The 20,465-nt window shown below is 66.0% G+C and carries 20 protein-coding genes and 1 riboswitch; of the genes, 6 read left to right on the top strand and 14 right to left on the bottom strand.

From position 1 onward, the window contains the following. Position 1 precedes the first annotated feature (1 nt). From qcrA to ctaE, 3 genes are all read right to left on the bottom strand, one after another. The gene (gene qcrA / locus D6T63_RS03525; RefSeq protein WP_120147665.1) at positions 2-1,024 is read right to left on the bottom strand and encodes a cytochrome bc1 complex Rieske iron-sulfur subunit; all 1,023 of its coding nucleotides are present in this window, start codon (positions 1,022-1,024) and stop codon (positions 2-4) included. Positions 1,025-1,099: 75 nt separating this feature from the next. Beyond that, positions 1,100-1,891: a cytochrome bc1 complex diheme cytochrome c subunit gene (gene qcrC, locus D6T63_RS03520; RefSeq protein ID WP_120147664.1), complete on the bottom strand. Its 792-nt coding sequence runs from the start codon at positions 1,889-1,891 to the stop codon at positions 1,100-1,102. 86 nt (positions 1,892-1,977) lie between these two features. Further along, positions 1,978-2,616: an aa3-type cytochrome oxidase subunit III gene (gene ctaE / locus D6T63_RS03515; RefSeq protein ID WP_120147663.1), complete on the bottom strand. Its 639-nt coding sequence runs from the start codon at positions 2,614-2,616 to the stop codon at positions 1,978-1,980. A gap of 148 nt (positions 2,617-2,764) precedes the next feature. Between ctaE and trpD the strand changes: the two genes are divergently transcribed. Then, positions 2,765-3,826, top strand: coding sequence for an anthranilate phosphoribosyltransferase (gene trpD, locus D6T63_RS03510; RefSeq protein ID WP_120147662.1), 1,062 nt, complete (start codon positions 2,765-2,767; stop codon positions 3,824-3,826). 35 nt (positions 3,827-3,861) lie between these two features. Here the strand turns inward: trpD and D6T63_RS03505 are convergent, their stop codons facing one another. Beyond that, complete coding sequence (locus D6T63_RS03505; RefSeq protein ID WP_120147661.1) at positions 3,862-4,143, bottom strand: Lrp/AsnC family transcriptional regulator; 282 nt, start codon at positions 4,141-4,143, stop codon at positions 3,862-3,864. A 32-nt stretch (positions 4,144-4,175) separates the two neighbouring features. After that, on the bottom strand, positions 4,176-4,598 hold the full coding sequence (locus tag D6T63_RS03500; protein WP_120147660.1) for a DUF3054 domain-containing protein: 423 nt from the start codon (positions 4,596-4,598) through the stop codon (positions 4,176-4,178). Between the two features lie 95 nt (positions 4,599-4,693). Between D6T63_RS03500 and D6T63_RS03495 the strand changes: the two genes are divergently transcribed. From D6T63_RS03495 to D6T63_RS03485, 3 genes are all read left to right on the top strand, one after another. After that, a complete protein-coding gene (locus tag D6T63_RS03495) occupies positions 4,694-5,158 on the top strand; it encodes a VOC family protein (RefSeq protein WP_120147659.1) in 465 nt (154 codons plus the stop codon). 170 nt (positions 5,159-5,328) lie between these two features. Next, positions 5,329-5,853, top strand: coding sequence for a hypothetical protein (locus tag D6T63_RS03490; RefSeq protein ID WP_120147658.1), 525 nt, complete (start codon positions 5,329-5,331; stop codon positions 5,851-5,853). A gap of 176 nt (positions 5,854-6,029) precedes the next feature. Next, positions 6,030-6,584 carry a cysteine hydrolase family protein gene (locus D6T63_RS03485; RefSeq protein WP_120147657.1) on the top strand — a complete coding sequence of 185 codons (555 nt, stop codon included), beginning with the start codon at positions 6,030-6,032 and terminating at the stop codon, positions 6,582-6,584. Positions 6,585-6,611: 27 nt separating this feature from the next. On the opposite strand, the gene D6T63_RS03480 is transcribed toward D6T63_RS03485, so the two are convergent. The 8 genes from D6T63_RS03480 to D6T63_RS03445 form a co-directional block, all read right to left on the bottom strand. Beyond that, positions 6,612-7,184: an MOSC domain-containing protein gene (locus tag D6T63_RS03480; protein WP_120147656.1), complete on the bottom strand. Its 573-nt coding sequence runs from the start codon at positions 7,182-7,184 to the stop codon at positions 6,612-6,614. 43 nt (positions 7,185-7,227) lie between these two features. Next, positions 7,228-8,541 carry an acyl-CoA dehydrogenase family protein gene (locus tag D6T63_RS03475; RefSeq protein ID WP_120147655.1) on the bottom strand — a complete coding sequence of 438 codons (1,314 nt, stop codon included), beginning with the start codon at positions 8,539-8,541 and terminating at the stop codon, positions 7,228-7,230. Positions 8,542-8,549: 8 nt separating this feature from the next. Continuing rightward, on the bottom strand, positions 8,550-10,007 hold the full coding sequence (locus D6T63_RS03470) for an LLM class flavin-dependent oxidoreductase (RefSeq protein ID WP_120147654.1): 1,458 nt from the start codon (positions 10,005-10,007) through the stop codon (positions 8,550-8,552). Further along, a complete protein-coding gene (locus D6T63_RS03465; RefSeq protein ID WP_182976863.1) occupies positions 10,004-11,743 on the bottom strand; it encodes a dipeptide ABC transporter ATP-binding protein in 1,740 nt (579 codons plus the stop codon). Before D6T63_RS03465 ends, D6T63_RS03470 begins: the two co-directional genes overlap by 4 nt. Next, positions 11,740-12,660 (bottom strand): ABC transporter permease, encoded by a 921-nt coding sequence (locus D6T63_RS03460; RefSeq protein WP_120147652.1) that lies wholly within the window; start codon positions 12,658-12,660, stop codon positions 11,740-11,742. The genes D6T63_RS03465 and D6T63_RS03460 overlap by 4 nt, the downstream gene beginning before the upstream one ends. After that, a complete protein-coding gene (locus tag D6T63_RS03455; protein ID WP_120147651.1) occupies positions 12,657-13,589 on the bottom strand; it encodes an ABC transporter permease in 933 nt (310 codons plus the stop codon). The genes D6T63_RS03460 and D6T63_RS03455 overlap by 4 nt, the downstream gene beginning before the upstream one ends. Then, positions 13,590-15,143, bottom strand: coding sequence for an ABC transporter substrate-binding protein (locus D6T63_RS03450; RefSeq protein WP_182976862.1), 1,554 nt, complete (start codon positions 15,141-15,143; stop codon positions 13,590-13,592). A gap of 257 nt (positions 15,144-15,400) precedes the next feature. Then, positions 15,401-15,529, bottom strand: a riboswitch (SAM riboswitch). A gap of 210 nt (positions 15,530-15,739) precedes the next feature. After that, complete coding sequence (locus tag D6T63_RS03445) at positions 15,740-16,165, bottom strand: VOC family protein (RefSeq protein ID WP_120147649.1); 426 nt, start codon at positions 16,163-16,165, stop codon at positions 15,740-15,742. Positions 16,166-16,309: 144 nt separating this feature from the next. On the opposite strand from D6T63_RS03445, the gene D6T63_RS03440 reads away from it, so the two are divergent. Next, a complete protein-coding gene (locus D6T63_RS03440; RefSeq protein ID WP_182976861.1) occupies positions 16,310-16,966 on the top strand; it encodes a maleylpyruvate isomerase N-terminal domain-containing protein in 657 nt (218 codons plus the stop codon). A gap of 531 nt (positions 16,967-17,497) precedes the next feature. Continuing rightward, positions 17,498-18,781 carry a hypothetical protein gene (locus tag D6T63_RS03430; RefSeq protein WP_120147647.1) on the top strand — a complete coding sequence of 428 codons (1,284 nt, stop codon included), beginning with the start codon at positions 17,498-17,500 and terminating at the stop codon, positions 18,779-18,781. Positions 18,782-19,189: 408 nt separating this feature from the next. On the opposite strand, the gene D6T63_RS03425 is transcribed toward D6T63_RS03430, so the two are convergent. Next, positions 19,190-19,987 (bottom strand): glycoside hydrolase family 25 domain-containing protein, encoded by a 798-nt coding sequence (locus D6T63_RS03425; protein ID WP_235830537.1) that lies wholly within the window; start codon positions 19,985-19,987, stop codon positions 19,190-19,192. Positions 19,988-20,465 lie beyond the last annotated feature (478 nt).

Here is a 20,465-nt window from a genome sequence, read left to right as displayed (position 1 = left end):
GTCAGCCTCGCTCCCAGAAACTAGGTCCTACGGGTTCTTGGAAATCACTTGAAGCGACGAGATAGCCTTCGTCGTCGACTTCGATGGGAAGCTGTGGCAGCGGCCGTGCGGCCGGTCCGAAGATCACTTCGCACTCTTGCTCGAGGTCGAAGGTGGACTGGTGGCAAGGGCAAAGAAGGTGATGGGTCTGCTGTTCGTACAGCGCTACCGGGCAGCCGACGTGCGTGCAGATCTTGGAATACGCAACAATTCCGTCGTAGCCCCAATTCTCCCGGCCGGGGGAGGGATTGAGCTCCTCGGGGTCCAGGCGCATCAGCAGGACGACTGCCTTGGCCTTTTCCTCGAGCTTGTTCTCGATCTCGTTGAGGCCTTCGGGGATGACGTGGAACGCCGATCCGACGGTTACGTCCGACGCCCGAATGGGGGTGCCACTGGGATCGCGGGTCAGGCGGACGCCGGCGTCCCACATGGTGTGCTTCAGCGAATCCCCTGGCAGCGGACCGAGGTCACGGAAGATGGCGATAGCCGGCAGGGGAGCCAGGAGGGCCGCTCCGAGAAGTGTGTTCCGGATGAGCGGGCGGCGCTTGATCCCGGACTCCTCGAGGATGTCGTTGACGATCTTCTCGGCGTCCTGGCGGTCGTTCTCGGGGCGGATCTCGTGGCGGCTCTCCGTGACCTCGTGGTCCGGCATGAGTGTCTTCGCCCAGTGGACGATACCGACACCGATGCCGAGCATCGCGAAGGCGGTGCCCAGACCGAGCATCAGGTTCTGGAGCCTCAGCCGCTCGATGGTCTGATCGAGCGGGATGAAGAAGTACCCCACGAAGAAGAGCAGGGTGCCGATCGCGGAGATCGCGAACAACAGGGCCACCTGGCGTTCAGCGCGCTTCTCCGCACGCCGGTCGCGGTCCGCGAGGCGCGGACGGTGCGGCGGCAGGCCTGGGTTCTCGAACTCATCGAGTTCCCTGCCCGGCGTAGCGACGGTGACCGAGGTTCCCGGAGCGCCGTGACTAGAGTCGGCCATGATCTGTCTCATCCTTCTTTAGGTGCTGCGTGCGCAAGTCCATAGGTGATTCGTTCTCGTGGTGCCGCTGGATGGTCACGAGGACCTTGATGTGAGCCACACGGTGAAGGCGATGATGACGCCCAGTCCGGCTACCCAGATGAAGAGACCCTCGGACACCGGCCCCAGGGAGCCGAGGTCCGCGCCACCGGGGGAGCCCTGCTCCTCGATGGTCTTGAGGAAAGCGATGATGTCCTGCTTGTCCTCGGGTGAGATGTTCGCATCGCTGAAGACGGGCATGTTCTGCGGGCCGGTGACCATGGCCTCGTAGATGTGCTTTTCGCTGGTGCCGTCGATCGACGGTGCGAACTTGCCTCGGGTCAGCGCGCCTCCGGCTGCTGCCGCGTTGTGGCACATCGCGCAGTTCACCCGGAACAGCTCGCCGCCGTTGGAGGAGTCACCTTCGGAAGCGTCGAGGATCTCTTCGTCGGGAATGGCAGGGCCGGCACCGAGTGAGGCGACATAGGCGGCCATCTGCCTGGTCTGCTCGTCCGTGAACTGGACCGGCTTGGCCTGCGCCTGGGGTCCGTCCATCTGCAGGGGCATGCGCCCGCTGCCTACTTGGAAGTCGACCGACGCGGCACCGACGCCGACGAGGGAGGGAGCAGCGTCGGAGCCGGTGGCACCCATTCCGTGGCAGGACGCGCAGTTCGCGGAGAACAGCTTGCTGCCCTCTTCGACGTCGTTCGCGGTGAATGTGGTGGTCTGTGCCTGCGCCTCGTTCGCGGTGCTGGCTGCGGCGTAGATCCCGCCGGTAACGAGGAGTGCCATCAGGAGCAGCGCGAGTGCTGCTAGTGGATGACGCCGCCTCTGGGAAAGTGCCTTCACTGAGTGGTTCCTACCTGTTGTGGTGCCAGAGCTGCTGGAGTTCTTCATTGAATTCTACCTCTAGTAGAAGAGTTTACAGGAGGGAATTACTGAAGGAAGTAGATGATGAGGAAGAGGCCGATCCAGACGACGTCGACGAAGTGCCAGTAGTAGGAAGTCACGATCGCCGACGTGGCTTCGAAGTGGCCGAACTGCCGCGCGATGAAGGCGCGGCCGATGATGAACAGGAAGGCGATCAGCCCGCCGATCACGTGGATGCCATGGAAGCCGGTGGTGATGTAGAAGGCCGACCCGAAGGGGTTGGAGGAGAGCGCCACGCCCTCGGACACCAACTCTGCGTACTCGTAGGCCTGCACCGAAACGAAGATCGCTCCCATGAAGAACGTCAGCAGGAACCACTCGACCATTCCCCAGCGGGCCAACGCGAAGACTCCGCCCGTCCTGCGGGGCTGCAGGCGCTCGGCGGCGAACACGCCGAACTGGCAGCTGAAGGAGCTGGACACCAGGATCACGGTGTTCACCAGCGCGAACGGCACGTTGAGCTTCTCCGTCTCCATGGCCCAGAGCTCGCTGGAGGTGGACCGCAGGGTGAAGTACATGGCAAAGAGGCCGGCGAAGAACATCAGCTCGCTGGACAGCCACACCACAGTTCCTACGGAGACCATGTTGGGACGGTTGAGCGCGGGATGCGGGGCGGCACTGGGGGCTTGGGTCGCAGATGTCACAGACTCATTATGTCCCCAAGATCAGCGTGATCACCAACGCGAAACAGTGCCCCGGAGCCCTGTATTGAGCCGAAGCGAGGCAGGACGCCCGTCAATACGCGGAACTTCCCCATGATGACTTTCTACAATTCGTAGATAATCTGGGACGGTGAGCCTGACAACCAGCCCTGAAGCCGCGCAACCGACCTGGCCGTCGATCTTCTCGTCCCTCCTGGCACGGACCGATCTGAGCACTGCGCAGAGCCGTTGGGCCATGGATACGATCATGGCCGGCGAGGCCAGCCACGCCCAGGTCGCAGGGTTCCTCGTCGCTCTCCGGGCGAAGGGCGAATCGGTCGCCGAGCTCGTCGGACTGGTGCAGGCGATGCTGGGGAGGGCCCATCGCATCGAGGTCTCCGGCACGACACTCGACATCGTCGGAACAGGTGGTGATGGCCTCAATACCCTGAACATCTCGACGATGTCCTCCCTCGTTGCAGTAGGGGCCGGTGCAAAGGTTGTCAAGCATGGGAATCGGGGGGCGTCGTCGGCGTCCGGAGCCGCGGATGTCATCGAGGAACTCGGTGTCCGCCTCGACCTCGCGCCGGCCGACGTCGCAGCTACCGCCGAACAGGTCGGCATCACGTTCTGCTTCGCCCAGGTCTTCCACCCGTCCATGAAACATGTGGCAGTGCCCCGTCGCGAGCTGGGTATTCCCACCACCTTCAACTTCCTCGGACCGCTCAGCAACCCAGCCGGCGTCAGCGCGCAGGCCCTCGGTTGCGCTGATGCCAGGATGGCGCCCCTGATGGCGGGAGTCCTCGCCGCCCGGGGTATCCGCGCCCTCGTTTTCAGGGGCGATGACGGCCGGGACAAACTCACGACCAGTGGCTCGTCGACGGTATGGGAGGTGCGGGACGGCGAGGTGCAGTCCTGTGAGGTGCATCCCGGCGACTTCGGGCTCGACGTCGTGCCGGTCGATGCGTTGCGCGGCACCGACGCTGCGGGGAACGCGAAGGTGGTGCGGGCCGTGCTCGGAGGCCATGCCGGGCCGGTGCGGGACGCCGTCGTCCTGAACGCGGCTGCAGGGCTGGTGGCGCTCGACGAGGCGTCGGACGGTTCGTTGGTGGATCGTATCCGCACTGCAATGGAGCGGGCACGGACGTCGATCGACTCAGGGGCCGCGACGGACGTACTAGCCCGTTGGGTCGACGTCAGCCGGTCACGCTGACCGGTCCGTCGCCGAGGGCTCCTGCGACCCGGTGCTCAGCTGTCGAAGCCCAGCGAGAACGCGGCATCGAGGTCGTGCTGGGAGTAGGAGCGGAAGGCGATCTGCGTCGTCGTGGAGCGGATGCCCTCGATCTTCGACAGGTGATCGGCGATGACATCCGCGAGGTCCTCGTGCCGGCTGACGCGGGCGATGGCGATGAGATCCCATTCACCCGTCACCGAATAGACCTCGCTGATGCCCTCGATCTCGGAGATGGCCTGTGCGCTCTCGGGGATGCGCGCGGCGTCGGTCTGGATGAGGACGAAAGCTGTGATCATGGTGTGCCTTTCGGATAGGACTGGACCTGGCTCTACGCTACCGGCCGACGCCGACCCCTCAGGGCGCCGAGGACGGCCCGCGGCACCAGGAGGAAGATCCCGAGGACCAGCAGCGTGACGATCTGGAAGCTGAGGGCCACCCCTGCTCCCGACAACGCCCGAACAGCCAGGCCTCCTGCGACGGTCCCGAGCCACAGCACGACGGCGGTCGGCCAGATCCTCGAAGGTGAGCGCCAGGCGCGTATCGCGATCACCGCGAGGACATATGAAAGGAGGAAGGGCCAGGCCGTCTCGAGGACGCCGACGACGGTGACGCCGTGTTCGTGCGTCCTCCTACCGGAGGCGGCGAACGCGAGGACCAGGACGACGTCGACGGCCGACCAGGCGACCGCCCGGCCTGGCACTTGCGGCGCAGGGTGCGGCGCCGCAGAGCGGGAAGGGGCACTCCTGGACATACGGCAAGCCTACGTGTTGTCGCCGCCGTGTCCTTGAACTAGGTTCGAGCCACCGTCCGCGCAGTGAGGCGCGGCTCGAACGAAGGACACCTGCAATGGGATCGATCACTCCGTGCCTCTGGTTCGACGGCAAGGCCGAGGAAGCTGCCGAGCTGTACACCTCCGTGGTGAGGAACTCGCGGATCGTCAATGTCTCCCGCACGGGTCCCTCGGACAGCGACCCCGCCCTCACCGTGTCCTTCGAACTGGATGGCCAGCCCTTCGTGGGCCTCAACGGGGGTCCCCAGTTCTCCTTCACCGAGGCCGTGTCCTTCCAGATCTCCTGCAGCGATCAGGCGGAGGTGGACCAGTACTGGTCAGCACTGACCGACGGGGGCGAGGAGAGCAGGTGCGGGTGGCTGAAGGACAGGTACGGGGTGTCGTGGCAGATCATCCCGGCGGTCCTCGCGTCCCTCATCGGAGGACCCGACACGGAGGGTGCCCAACGGGTGGTCGCGGTGATGCTCGGTATGCAGAAGCTGGACATTGCGGCCCTGGAGGCCGCATACCGCGGAGACTGACCCTGCGTGGGCAGGAGGTGACGGGAGGGTGGTCGAACCGTCGCCGGATGGCACAGGTGCCGCACAGCTACGGGAAAGCTCCTCCACAAGGGCTGCGGTGACAGTGGGTGAAGGAGCCGAAGCGGTTCTTCCACCACAGGCCGCAGGAAGCGGCGAATCGAGGAGAAACAATGATCCAACTCAGGAAGATCGCACTCGGTGCCGGCGCGGCTGCCCTCGTGGCCGGAGCGAGCATTGGCGTCACGGGTATGGCCAACGCGACGACGGTGACACCCGAGCCGTCGGCCAGCGCCTCTGCCGAGCCGCGCGTGGAAGGGCATGGCGGCGGCTTCGACCCGGCGGGCCTCGCGGAGAAGCTCGGTGTGGGGGAGTCCGAGGTGACGGACGCCCTGCAGTCGCTGCGGGACGATGCGCGTTCCGGTGCGGACGAGAATGCGGATGCGGGTACGAAGCCGGACCGGGAGGGTATGCGGCCCGATATTGCTGCGTCCCTCGCGGAGGCTCTCGGCCTCGACGAGGCGACGGTGCGGACCGCCCTCGACGAACTGCGGACGGAGCAGCAGGAGGAGCGATCGGCCGCCCTGCAGGAACGCCTCGACGCTGCAGTCTCCGACGGCTCCCTGACCCAGGCGGAAGCCGATGGTGCCGCCAAGGCGGTCGAACTGGGGATCCTCAGGGGCGGCGGACCACGCTAGCCCGGAAAGCGCGGATCGGGTCCTCAACGGCACCCTGGCTGTTGCGGACCCGACCTGTCCGCATGATCCTGGTCCCCGGCCGGGCGGCGTCGTACTGTTGTGCCGGTCGCCACCGAATCCTCAGCCCCAGTCCGGACGTACGACGGCGGCCTGTCCGTACCTCCCGAGGAGCAGCCATGACAACGCTCAGCCGTCGCCCCAACACTGCGCTGATGGTCATCGACGTACAGAACGGCGTCGTCGCCGGTGCCTACGACCGGGACACCGTGGTCACCAACATCAACGCGCTCCTTGACAAGGCCCGGGCCGAGGACGTGCCCGTCGTGTGGGTGCAGCATTCGGATGCTGGGCTGGCACGGGGAACGGAGCCGTGGCAGGTCGTACCCGAACTGCAGCGGCTCGACGACGAAGCGCTCGTGCACAAGAGCTATGGCGACTCGTTCGAGGAGACGGATCTCGAGGACGTGCTGGCCGCGGCGGGCGTCGGCAGGCTCGTGGTGTCCGGAGCCCAATCCGACGCCTGCATCCGATCCACCATCCACGGGGCCTTCGTCAGGGGTTATGACGTCACCCTGGTCGGCGACGCCCACACCACCGAGGACCTGAGCGCGTGGGGCGCACCGACCCCGGACAAGGTCATCGGGCACACCAACATGTACTGGCAGTACCAGTCGGCGCCAGGTCGGACTGCTGCCGTCTGCGCCACGACGGACGTCACCTTCATCGGCTGACCGTCCGCGTCCGCACCACGCGTTACCTCAGGGGAGCCGGGAGGGGCGCAGCACCGAGGCGAGGTGCGCCCTGCCCGGATCAAGCTCTACTGGACTTACGAGGACTGCCGGCCCACGATGCACGGTTCCCGTGGTGAGCGGGCGGCACCGTAGCCCGCCCCGGCCCCGCATCGCCCTGTGCGCACCGGGTGCCAGGACGCGGTCCATCCACGCGCAGGGGTGGGCGTGCCGGCCTCCATGGAACGTGACGCTTCCGCCCGCGGTCTCGAGGACGAAATCCTCCCCGATGAGAGGCGTGAGCTCGGCGCCCCGCAGGATGATGTTGCGGCGGGGCAGGAGCGGATCGAAGGGAGCCACGTCCAGTTCGACGGCGATGGCCTCGAGGGACTCGACGGTCATGAGGGTCACGGCCGCGTCCATGTGCGCTGCCTTGCCGAAGAAGCGGTCACCGACGATTCCCTTCCCGGCAACGATCTCGGCGCTGTCGGCATCTGAGGTCGGCACGTCTGCTGCGCCGTCACGCGCCCGCCCGAAGTAGGCATGGCCACCCGAGACGAGCAGGTGGAGGATCTCGACGTCGTACCGGTATTCACGGACCATTCCCTCACGCTACCGGGATCAGCGGAGGACGGGCCCGCCGAACTCAGGGTAGGGGCTCCCGCACGCCATGCACCGCCCAGTAACCGAGCGAGCGTGCCTTGTACATGGCGGGATTGTGCGAGGAGATGGTCCGCGCGTTACGCCAGTGCCGGTCCAGGGCCCTGCCGGTAGACGTCGCCGACGCGCCGCCCACCTCGAACAGGTCCGCGGTGGCACGCAGGGACTGCTCGACGGCGACCAACTGCGCCTGGCTCACGGCGATGTCGGCGGCATCCACCGCGGCACGGCCACCATCCTCACCAGCATCTTCACGGTCCTCGGGTCCATCGTCCGCTCCGAGGACGGCTTCCTGGCCCTGGTGCTCCCCGTGGGCGAGTACCTCCGGCCGCAGCCGGGTGAAGGCATGGTCGAGGGCATCTGCCGCGGCGAGCACGGCTGCTCCTACCGCGAACGCCCGTCCCGTCAGCTCACCCAGGACCTCGAGCACCTGCGGGTCCTCACGCGGGAGGGGCGTCGTCGCGTTGACGTAGGACCGGGTGCGCGGCCGGACGAACGCCGCTGCGTCCTCCGCGGCGGCCCGCGTTATCCCTGCGAGCGCTGCGACGAGGACCAGCTGGAAGAAGGCGTGCACATGGCTCGGTGCATCAGGGGAGTAGGGCCGCACATTGCGTGGGTCCACCCGAACGCCCTCGAAATGGGTGGTGCCGCTGCCCGTGAGACGTTGCCCGAAGCCGTCCCAGTCATCGATCCGCTCGACCCCGGGGGCCGCCGCGCGCACCGCGTACCCGACGCGCTCGCCGTCGTACAGGGCGCTGCCGGCAATCCAGTCCGCGTAGAGACTGCCGGTGCTGTAGTACTTCGTTCCCGTGAGCGTCAACGATCCGTCCCGACGATCGGAGGCCGTCAGGACGGTGCGGATGTCGTGCAGGGACGTGCCCGCGAGCTCGCTGGAGGCGTTGCCGATCATGGCACCCGCCGCGACGTCGAAGAGCCACCTGTCCCGGTGCGCCGATGGTGGCTGGAGCAGTGTCCCCTCGACGTAGGCGAAGTGGCCGCGCCAGAGTTGCGTGAGATTCGAATCGGCAGCTCCGAGCTCGGTGAGGACAGTGAAGAGCTGACGAAGCGTCGCACCCGCTCCGCCGTACTCGACCGGTACGCGCAGCGCTCCGAAGCCCGCCTCCTTGAGGGCGGCGACCTCATCGAACGGCAGCGTGCGGTCCTGCTCCCGCCGTGCTGCCCCTTCTGCGATCAGGGCGAAGAGCGGGCGGAATCGCTGCAGGAGGGTTGCCGTCGGGACGGGGCGCGCCGAGGTCTCGGGGTCGCCGCTCCGTGGCTGCTGGGTGGTCGTGAGGGACAAGGGGGCTCCTAGGCGTAGGACGGGGCAGCGGTTGCGGTGGAGTGCGTGCCGTCACCTGCGGGCTCGCTCAGCAGTGCGGCACCGCTGCCGAGGTTGGCACCGTTCCGGTAGCGGGCCCCGGGGTGCTGGTCGAACAGCCTGGTGTTGCCCGGGCCGAAGAGGCGCTCCCGAAGGGTCGATTCCTCGTAGGACCTTCGGTACAGTCCTCGTTTCTGCAGCTCGGGTACGACGAGTTCGATGAAGTCCTCCGCAGTGCCGGGCGTGAGGAACTGCCGCAGGTTGAAGCCGTCGAGGTCCGTCCCCTCGACCCACCGCTCGATCTCGTCCGCTACCTCGGTGGCAGTGCCGATGGCCACGAAGGGCCCGCGGTCGAAGCGGGTGATCCGCTCGAGGGCCTCACCCACGGTGGTGCCCGCCGGGTGGCGCCTGGTGCTCGGCTGCCTGTCCCGGCCGGGACGGTCCTCGCGGGCGAGGATGTCATCGATCACCTCGTCGGGGCGGTAGGCCGCGAGGTCGATGCCGCCTCCTCCCGCGTGGGCCAGGTAGCCCTCGGCACTGGACAGCCGGCGGTACTCGTCCGCCTTCCGCTGCGCCTCCTTGTGTGTCCTGCCGACGATCACGACGGCGCTCGCGAACGCCTTGATGTGGTCGGCGCCCCGTCCGTTGGCGACGGCGAGCCGACGGAGGTCCTGCACGTTCTCACGGTAGGCGGCGGCATCGCGTCCGCCGACGAAAACTCCCTCGGCGTGTCGGGCAGCGAACGCCTTCCCCGCCGTCGAACTGCCGGCCTGGAACAGAACCGGGGTGCGCTGGAGGGAGGGCGCGCTGAGGTGTGGACCGGCGACGGAGAAGTGCGGCCCACGATGATTGATGTAGCGGACCTTGGACGGGTCCGTGTAGATGCGCCGTTCGCGGTCCTCGATGACGGCGTCGTCGTCCCAGGAGCCCTCCCACAGCTTGTACAGGACGTCGAGGTACTCGTCAGCGATGGCATAGCGCTGATCGTGCTCCACCTCGTCGGGCAGGCCGAAATTGCGGGCGGCGTTGGGCAGGTAGGACGTGACGATGTTCCAGCCGAAGCGGCCCTTGGTCAGATGGTCGAGGGTCGAGGCCCGGCGGGCGAAGGCGAACGGCGGCTCGTACGTGGTGGAGAAGGTCGCCGCGAAACCGAGATGCTTGGTGACCGCGGCCATCGCCGGGATGATCAGCAGCGGATCATTGCTCGGGATCTGCACGGCCTCCCTGAGTGCTGTGTCCGGGCCACCCCGGTAGCCGTCATACGTGCCGATCACGTCGGCGAGGAAGACGCTGTCGAAAAGGCCGGCCTCGAGCAGCTTCGCAGTCTCGACCCAGAAGTCGAGGTCGTTGAAGCGGTGGCGGTTGTTCTCCGGATGCACCCAGAGACCATGGGAGATGTGGCCCACGCAGTTCATTTCGAAGAGGTTGAAGGCGATCTGGCGTGTCATGAGGGGATCGTGTCCTTTCGGAGGGCGGGAAGCGCGGGAATGGCGTTGATCAGCCGGCGCGTGTAGTCGTGCCGCGGGTTGTCGAAGACGTCGTCGACCGGGCCGTGTTCCAGGACCACTCCGTCCCTGAGGACCAGGACGTCCTTGCTCACATGCTGGATCACGCCGAGATCATGGGAGATGAAGAGATAGCTGAGGCCGAAGCGCTCCTGCAGTTCGGTGAGGAGGTCGAGGATGCGTGCCTGGACGGTGACGTCGAGGGCGGAAACCGGCTCATCGCAGATGATGACCTCCGGCTCGGCCGCCAACGCGCGGGCGATGGCCACCCGCTGTCGCTGCCCGCCGGAGAGGTCGAGCGGCCGGCTGCGTGCCTTGTCCGATGCGAGTCCAACGAGGTCGAGCAGCTCGAGGACGCGATCGGCCCTCGCTCGGCGGGGCGTTCCGGCCGCGGCGACCGCCTGGCCGATGACCTGGCGAACTGTCCTGCGGGGGTCGAAGGAGTGGAGGGGGTCCTGGTAGATCATCTGCACCGAGCGGCGCGCGGAGGCGTCCCTCGCGGCCCGGTGTTCCTCCCAGGTGCGGCCGTGGAGCCGGACGGATCCGTTATCCGCCTGCTCGACGCCGAGGACGATCCTCGCCACGGTGGTCTTGCCCGAGCCGGATTCGCCCACGATCCCGAGCGTGGTGCCGGTCCCGAGCGTGAAGGACACATCGTCCACCGCCGTGCGGGTTCCGCCGCCCGGACCCGGGTAGCTGCGCTTGATCCCCTGTACTGCTAGGATCGGCGTTCCCTGGGCCGCGGGGAGACTGACCGGGGCCGGACTGCGGATGCCCTCCGACGGCGACGGGGCTGGAGTGAGCCGGGGGAGGGAGGGACCGCCGGGCGCCACAGGGCGCGAGCGGTCCGTCAGGCGGTACCCTCGCGAGGACCTCGAGGGGATGGCCGCCAGCAGTCCCTGCGTATAGGGGTGGCGCGGGTCCTGCAGGATGGCCTGGACGCTGCCCTCCTCGACGATCTCGCCGTCGCGCATCACGGCGACACGGTCCGCGAGGTCGGCGACGACGGCGAGGTCATGGCTGACCACGAGCACTCCGGTGCGCGTCCCCTTGAGTCCGCCGAGCAGGCGGAGGACCTGTGCCGCAATGGTGGCGTCCAGCGCCGTGGTCGGCTCGTCGGCGATGAGGAGGCCGGGGTCCGCCGCGATGGCCGAGGCGATCAGTGCCCGCTGGCGCAGGCCGCCGGACAGCTGGTGCGGATACTGGCGGGCACGTACCTCGGGCTCCGGGACGCCGACGGACGCGAGGAGTTCGACGACGCGCGCGTGGCGGCGGGCGCGGTCGAGGTCCCCGTGGAGGCGAAGCACTTCGCCGACCTCGTTTCCGACGGTCCGCAGTGAATCGAGGGACGAAAGGGCATCCTGCAGGATGAAGCCTGCATCCCTGCCCCGAACGCGTGACCACTGGCGTTCCGTCCAGTTGAGGGCATTCACGCCGTTGAAGCGCTGGGTGTCGGCATGGACCGTGGCGCCGGACCCCGTCAACCCGACCAGGGTCCGGGCAGTCACCGACTTGCCGGAACCTGATTCGCCGACGAGCGCGAGGCACTCGCCCTGCCGGACGGTCAGGCTGACACCCCGGACGACCTCCCGGCGGTTGATGCCACGTCCGAACTCGACGGTGAGGTTCCGTAGCTCGACGAGGGGCGGCGGTGCGACGGGGCTGAGGGTGGAGCTCATGGGAGCCTTCCTTCGGCGCGGCGACGGAGTTCGCGGCCGATGACGGTGATGGACAGGACTGTGGCGACGAGGAACGCTGCGGGGAAGGTGATCATCCAGGGTGCGTTCGAGATGAAGTTGCGACCTGATGAGAGCATCGCGCCCCATTCGGGGGCCGGGGGAGGAGTGCCGAGTCCGAGGAAGCTGAGAGATGCGCCTGCTCCGATGGCCGAGCCGACGCCGATGGTGGCCAGCACCAGGACGGGCTTGATCACGTTCGGCACGGTATGGGTCAGGAGCACACGCCACGCGGGCAGCCCCAGCGTCCGCGCTGCCTCGACATAACCGGACCTGCGCACCAGATGTGTCTGCGCTCGCGTGATCCGGGCGTAGTAGGCGATGCTGCCGGCGCCGATCGCGAGGATCGCGTTCTCTGTGCCTCCGCCGATGATGCCGATGACCACGAGCGCCAGGAGGATCTCCGGGATGGCGAGGGTGACGTCGAGGAAGCGCATCACCGAGGCCTCCACGAGGCGGCCGTTCAGCCCGGCCAGGAGCCCGATGGCGGTTCCCCCGACGACGCCGATCGCCGTCGCCCCGATGCCGATGTACAGCGAGGTCGCGGCGCCATGGACGATGCGCGTGTAGTTGTCGGCGCCGGAATCGTCAGTACCGAACCACGCCCCCGAGCCCGGTGCCTGGAAGCTTCCCGCCGGGTCGACGGCGTAGGGATCACCGGAGGCGAGGAGACCCGGGGCGAGGACCGCGGTTGCGAGCCAGAGGAGGAAGGCGGAGGCCAGGAGGATGCCGGGGCGGACACGCCATCGTCGTGCGCGGCCGCGGTGCGCCGGGTTCGGGTCAGGTGTGGCCGGAGCCGGAGGCGCGGTCGGAGCAGGGGGTGCTGCCGCGGGCGGCAGGGTACGCGCGGTGAGGCTCATGCTGTCACCACTTTCGGGTCGATGAGCGTGTAGAGGAGGTCGATCACGAGGTTGACGACGACGTAGACGGCCGCCGAGAGGAGCACGATCCCGATGATGACGGGCAGGTCCTTGTTGTAGACCGACGCGAGCGTGAGGGCTCCGATGCCCTGCCTGCTGAAGAGGGTCTCCACGATGACGGAGCCCCCCAGCAGCGCGGCGACGACGAAGCCGGACATGGTCATCACAGGGATCGCGGCGTGCCGGAGGGCGTGCCGGATCCGGACCGGGAGGTCCCGCATGCCTCGGGAGCGCGCCGTCAGGATGAAAGGCTGCTCGAGGACGTCCTCGAGCTCGTTCCGCAGGACCTGGGAAAGCGTTCCGAAGATGGCCAGGGCAAGGGTGAGAGCAGGCAGGACGAGTGCCACCGGCCCCTGGTTGCCGCCGATGGGGAACCAGTGCAGCGTGAAGGAGAACACGATCAGCAGTGCGAAGCCGATGATGAAGGTCGGCGTAGCGGCGAAGACCACCTCGATCCCGGAGACGATGGACCTGATCCAGGAGGCCCGCTGTGCTGAGAGGATCGCCACCGCGAAGGTCAGGGGCAGGGCGAGTGCGACGGCGGCGGCCGAGAGCGCCGCCGTGGCGCCGATCTGCTGACCGATGGCTTCCGTCACGGGCAGGCGTAGGCGGTACGACTGTCCGAGGTCCCCCTGCAGCAGGTTCCCGAGATAGCTGCCGTACTGCACGATGAACGGCTGGTCGAGGAGGTAGTCGGCTCGGACCTGCGCCAGGGTCTCGGCGGTAGGCCTCGCGTCGGGTCCGCCGAGGATCAGGAGGGCCGTGTCCCCTGGGATCAGGTAGACCGCGAGGAAGGTCAGCGAGGCCGCGCCCCAGAGGACGCCGAAACCGACCAGCAGGCGCGTGAGGATGCGTCGGAGGACGGCCACCTACTCCGCCTTCCACGCGTAGGTCAGGACGGGCACCGGGTGGGAGGTGTCGACGTCGACGTCCTGCACGGTGTTCGCGTAGGCGAACTGGCTCGGGTTTTCGTAGAGCGGCAGGCCGGGCACGATCTCGAGCAGCCGGTGCTGGGCCTTCGAGTACGCCTCTTCCGCCTCGGGCCCGTCGTCGGACTCGCGGGCTGTCAGCAGCAGGTCGTCCAGGGCCGGGTCGTTGACGTAGGACGAGTTCTGGCCGATCCGCTCACCGGTGATCTCCGAGGAGTGGTACCTGATGAACAGGACGTCGGTGGTGTTGGTGTGCCAGACGCCGGCGAGCGCGTCGAAGTCACCGGCATACCGCAGCTCGGTGAGTTGCGCCTGGGGGAGTTGGATGATCCGGAGATCGAAGCCGACCTTCCGGGCCTCGCCCTGGAGTTGGACCAGCAGGGGACTCGGCGTCGAACTCTCGACCGTCGGCACTTCGATGGTGAGTCGCTTGCCGTCCTTGGTGCGGAAGCCCTCGTTGTCCCTGGCCGACCAGCCGGCGTCGTCGAGGAGCTTGTTCGCCCGCTCCGGATCGTGGGTCAGCACGCCCTCGACGGTCGGGTCGTAGTACTTGCTCTCCCTGGAGAGGAAACTGTCGATCGGCGTATAGGTTCCGAAGCCGAGGCTTTCGGTGACGGCCTCGGTGTCGACGGCGGCTGCGAACGCCTGCCGGACCGCCAGGTCGTCGAAGGGGGCGCGGTTGAGGTTGAAGCTCAGGACGTAAGGGCTGCCGATCCGTGGGAGGTTCTCATAGGTGAAGTCCGGGTCGGCCTGCACCGCTGCGGCGTTCTGCGGCGCGAGGTTCTCCGTGAGGTCGTACTGCCCTGACACCAGGGACTGGTGCCGGATGACCGGCTCGCTGACGAGTGTTACCTCGACGCCGTCGAGGTACGCCTCGCCGTCGCCCTCGAGCCACTCCGGCGCCCAGTCGTACCCTTCACGCTTCGAGTAGCTGATGCTCTGGCCCGGCCGGTAGTCCGCGACGGTGAATGGCCCCGTCCCGATCGGCTTCTGGCACAGCGTCTCGGGAGACTCCGCGATGGCCTTGCCCGAGTTCATGCCGAGCCAGGACTGCGCGAGGGCGTAGAGGAAGGGGGTGTACGGGTAGTCGAGGTGGGCCTCGAAGGTGAATTCGTCGATGACCTTGCCGTCCACGTAGGGGGCTATGTATGCGGCGGCGAGCGGCGATTTCGTCGCCGGATCCCGCATGTGCTCGAGGTTCTGACCCAGGACCTCGGCATTCCAGGGAGATCCGTCGCTGAAGGTCACGCCCTGCTTGAGGTGGAAGGTGTAGGTCTTGCCGTCTTCCGAGATGTCCCAGGATTCCGCGAGGTACGGCGCGATGTCCCCGTTCTCGTCCAGCGTCACCACGTTGTCGTAGACCAGGCGCCCCAGGAACTGCTGCTGGGTAGCCGAGATGCCGTGGCCGTCGAGGCAGCCCGGTTCCGCCGAGATCGACACGTCCAGGATGCCGCCGCTCACGGGTTCACCGGTTGCTTCGGAGGTGGAGCTCACCGGCCCCGCACATGAACTGAGGAGCGCGGCCAGGGCAACCGCGGATACCGCGGTAAAATTCCGGAAATACCGGAATTGCCTGGAATTCCGGGCAGGGGGAATTACGGATTCATTCAAGGGGAATTCCTTACAGCGGTCCGGCGCCGCGCATGGCGGAATACGGAGAAGTGGAAAAGAATCAGCAGGGTGGGCGCATGGCGCGTAGGACTGCTAAGGGATGGTGCGGTGGGTGGTACAGCTCACGGTGTCTGCCTTTCGACGTGCTCTTGCCCGCACCGGACCGGCACTTGCGTGCCATGGCGGAGGCCGCTTCGTCATCCGAACCACCCAGGAACATGGGGTTGGTGTGCGGTCCAGTCGGAGCTTTGCGACCGCATCTCTTGAAGCTGGACCAACTATAGGCAGAACAGGGAGTTGTCCGGTCAATAAAAAGAAATATGACGATTATTGAGATATACGTCGGAACGAACAAGGGCGATCAGATGAATAACCTGCGGGAATTCTGGCGGGGGAGTCACTTCAGGTTCCCGTTCCGGAAAGTCGCTCGCCGTGAGGTGGCCTCTTCTCCGGCTGCTCCCTCGCACGTATGCCGAGCGTCAACCGAGAACGACGGCGCCGTCGTCGTCGATGCGCCAGCCGGGGTTGTGGGCGATCTCCCAGACGACGTCGTTGGGGTCGCGCACGAGGGCGTGGAAAATACCTCCGAAGGCACCCTTTCGAGGCTCCTTCAGCACCGTTGCGCCGGCATCGGCCATCGCCGCGACCACCTTCTGTACGTCGCCAGGGCTGCCGACGTTGTGGGACAGCGTCACTCCCGCTGGATCGGGCGCTTCATCACGTCCCAGGTCCTCGGCGAACTTCTCGGCGAGGAACAGCCCCAGCAGCAGTCCAGGTGCTACCTGGTAGAAGATGATCTCGTCCGGTACGTCAAGGACCGGCGACCAACCCAGCTTGCGGTAGAACGACCGCGCCGCCTCGAGGTCACGCGTGGCAACGGTGATGAAGTGCAGCTGCTGGTCCATGGCGAGAGCATAGCCGCGTGCCGCTGACCGATTCGAAGCGTCTTGCCACGCTCGCGCAACAGGGGGACAGTAACCCACGGAAGGTACGTGGGTTACTGCGGAGTCATGGGATCGAATTGCTCGCGTAGCCGGATCGGAGGTTTCATGAGGGGTGTATCCAGCGCGATACTGACTGCGTTCCTGGAGGCGGCCGAACGAGTCGAATCCGTACTCGACAGCACAGTTGTGGCGGAGCATTGGGAAGATCAGAGTGCTCTCGAGGGGTACACCGTTGCGGGCTTGGCCGGGCACCTGGCGAGGGCTGTCCTCACGGCTGAGCAGTACGTCGATGCCCCGGCGCCGCCTGGAACTGTCGAGGCAACCGACGCGGCGGGATACCTCATCGCAGTGCTGGGTGACCATGATCCGGTCGACAGCGATTTTCATCGCAGGGTTCGTGCCCGCTCACATGATGCCTCCGCCGTGGGGGCTGCGGCTCTTGCACAGGACGTCGGGCGTGCGCGACGGCGACTCCAGGAACACCTCGATGGATCGACCATGGATCGTCGGGTCGAAGTCCTGCAGGGTGTTGTGCTCACGGTCGAGGAGTACCTGAGGACACGACTGGTGGAACTGGTGGTGCACCTCGACGATCTTGCCGTGAGCGTTGGCGAGGAGAACAGGCAGGATCTTGCGCAGGACGCCTGCGAAGAGGCTGCGGTCGTCCTGATCCAAGTCGCCATGCGCCGGCATGGAGCGCTGGCCGTGATTCACGGTCTCGCGCGAAGGGAACGCCACCCGGAAGCTGTCCGCGCCTTCTGACCTTCACGCAGTCATCGTCCGGCGATGATTCAGATTCGATCACATCTGCGCAGTCAGTTGCACCTGAGGGGGGAGTGGAGGCCCAAGTCTGGGATTCTCGCCGTGATCATTGTGCGTCATTGAGAATTCCTTATGGCTCCTTGAGAAATGGCTCGGACACGGACGCCGCGTTTTCGCAGCAGTTTCACCGTAGTGAGCACGTCGATCAGTGAGTGGCCCAAGTTCTTTACCGCCGCACCACTACGGCGTCGCCCCTCCTCGGCGTACTCGAAGGGACTTTTGATTCCACCGGTCCGTTCTTGACTCGAAATTCCCCAGCGTGCCGACAATTCACGGTGAGGCGCGTTTCCGAGATGGACATGGTCCGGAATTTTCCGGTGTACAGCCAGCGGGCGCACCCCGAGTATCCAGCGGACGCAGCGTGAGTATTCTGCGGAGAAAAGGGAGTACACGTTACTGGTGACACCCCCTAGGGCGAAACATACGCTCTGCGACAAGGACATCCGCTGACATTACTGCGAGGGCACTCTCATGCGTCTGCTACGCCTTTTCATCGCTCTTTTACTTGCGGCGGCCGTCGCTGTCGCGCTACCCCTACCCGCCCAGGCGGCCGATGTGGGGGAGCCTGGCCCTTCATACGCAGGTGTCGGCGTCAGAACCCCGACTGCGGACAAGACCCAGAGCAAGCTCTGGTTCCAGGATGGGAATTGGTGGGGGTTGATGTGGAGCGCGTCCGCAGGTGCGACGAAAATCCACCGGCTCGACGCCGCAACGGAGGTGTGGCAGGAGACGGAGACGGTTGTCGATACGCGGCAGAGTGCGCGCGGTGACGCGCTTTGGGACGTGAGGGACGGCAAGCTCTACGTCGTGTCGGGCACGACTGTGGTCTCGGAGTGGGGTATGCCACCATCCCAGCAGGCGGTGACGTCCGGGTCCGCAGAGCTTCACCGCTTCAGCTACAACGCGTTGACGAAGACCTACTCCCAAGACGCCGGATTCCCCGTCACCATTCGCAGTGGTAGCACGGAATCGATCACCGTGGCCAAAGACTCCGTCGGTATGCTGTGGGTCACCTACTCCGTTGTCTCGGCCGACAACACCAACCGCATCTACGTCAACCACTCGACGACGAGCGACACGGCGTGGAGTACTCCGCTCGTCCTACCGACTCCCAACGCCCTGGTGCACCACGACGATATTTCTGCAATCACATCCTTCCAGGGCGACAAGGTTGCAGTCATGTGGAGCAATCAGCGGCCGGGACAGAAGAGGTTCTACCTGTCCATCCACCAGGACGGTCAGCCAGACAACTCGTGGCAGACAGAGGTCGCCTACGGAGGCGGAACGAACTGCTCCGGGGGATGCGCGAACGACCATATCAACCTCAAGGAATTGACGAGCGACGGCAGCGGCCGCCTCTTCGTAGCGATCAAGACAGCCGCTCAGCAACCCGGTCAAACGTTTGTGGCGCTCCTGGTGCGGGATAGTGCGGCCAAGTGGACCAGCGCGCCTTTCGGCGTTGTCTCGGACGCGCACACGCGCCCCATGGTCATGATCGACGAGGAGCGCCGTCAGGTCTGGGTGTTCGCGGTCGCGCCGGAGGCGGGCGGCACCGTGGTTTACAAGAAGGCGCCGCTCGACAGGATCTCCTTCCCACGCGGCGCCGGCACGACCATCATCAGCAGCAGTACCGACAGGGACATCAACGACCCCACATCAACGAAACAGAGCGTCAACGGTGAGACTGGTCTGGTGGTGCTGACGGCTTCGAGGGTCAACTCTCAGTACTGGCACGCCCGCATGAATCTCAACTAGTCCTGCCGCCGGGTGGTGCGACACGTGCCCTCGAACGGAGCGGAAGCAGTCCTTCGCTGACACAGTCGACGCCGAATAGGACATTGGACCTGATTCTACGAAGACCGACAGTTCGTGGCGCGACCAGCGGGGCAGACCAGAGGTCGAGTCCTGGATCCAGGACGAGATTGGTCGAGCCATTGCCGAACACCTTGCTGAGCCGGACTGGAAGGTAGTGGCGACCGACAACCCCAGCGCCGCGGAAGAGCTGCAGCGTAGCTACGGGGTGGTGATCCGTCGCTCCAATTTCGCCGACCGCACCTCACTGGTGAGGTAAGGAATGGCGCCGGTCAGCAAGGGAAGTGAAGTACCTGGGCCGACGCTCCGGGTATTGCTCCCGTCGGCGACCGCCTCACGGGCGATTTGTAGCTAGGGGCAGGAGTAGTTGTAATCGAGTCCGGCGGACACGTACTGCGTCACTGATACCCGGCTGCCGGGTGTGAGACCAGGCAAGGAGCAACTCGACTTCGCTCCCCGCAAGGTCCTGGAACCTGCAAGCCAGCTCGGCAGTCCCATGAGGGAGCTACTAGACGGGACGGTCCCAGCGATGGTTCCCCACTGATAGCCCGTGGAGTAGATTCCGACACGGGAGTCCGTGATGCTCTCGAAGTAGGCGACCATTCCTTCAAGGTTCGCCCGGTTCAGGCTTGGGCCGTCGAGATTCGGGTTGCTGCTCGTGCCGGTCTGCCAGCTATTGCCCGTCTCCACATCCAGCCACCAAAAGTACGGGCCGGGATTCGCCACGCCTCGTGAAGTAGCGTCCTGATAGGCCCTTACATAGCCGTACATGTAGGAGCAGGCGCGGTTGACCGGAGCCGGCTGGCCTACTTCTGCTGGCGCGCATGCTCCATAGGGATTGGTAATCACCTTGCCGTCGTCAATGATGTTGGACGACGGCCACCATGAGCCGGCATGTCCGGGGTTGGCAGTGTTCACATACAAGGCAACCTTGGGCTGCGCAGTTACCCCGGAAGTCTCTGTAGCACCCTCGGCCCAGGCGAGTTGCGCCGAGAGGCAGGGATTGGTGTTGTTGGCCAGTCCGCCGTTCACCCCTACGATCGCGAATGCTGTCGAGCTGGGAAGTGTCTTGCCACACTGGGGCCAGGACACGTCATTGCCCACCAGATCTGTGGTTCCCGATGCCGGGGCAGCCGCCACCGGAGCCATTCCTGTGACTGTCAGCCCTAGGAGTGCCAGGAATGTGCATGCTGTCTTCATCCCGAATCGACCCATGCCCAACGGTACGTCTGCTTCCGGAACAACACGCCGAGAAGGTCAGGGCATCAACCGGTCGTTCGTCAGATGCACTCGACAGGCTTCCGTCATTCCGGGCTCGCCGGCGATCGCACAGGAGAGCGGGCGGCGCCCTGCGTCAGTCTTGACTGATTGTGCGCGTTGGAGTGCACCATCGACGGTTGCGAGAGAGATGTCGAAGGTTCTGCCAGGCCCTGTTTGTTAGGACAGGCCGGCGCAGAGCTCGCGCTACCTCCCCGGTCAGCGGGGCACGGTTCGATGCCATCCATGATTCGTCGACCGATGCCGCGTACCGGTTCCCCGGAGCAGGACGGTGATGGCAGCGGAGATCATGATCCCGATGATCGGATCGGCGCGTGGGAATCCCCGCATCACCCGATGACGTCGATGA

The sequence above is a fragment of the Arthrobacter cheniae genome, from assembly GCF_003602275.1.
GTDB classification, from domain to species: Bacteria; Actinomycetota; Actinomycetes; order Actinomycetales; family Micrococcaceae; genus Arthrobacter_D; species Arthrobacter_D cheniae.
This window is presented reverse-complemented; position numbering and strand designations above follow the sequence as displayed.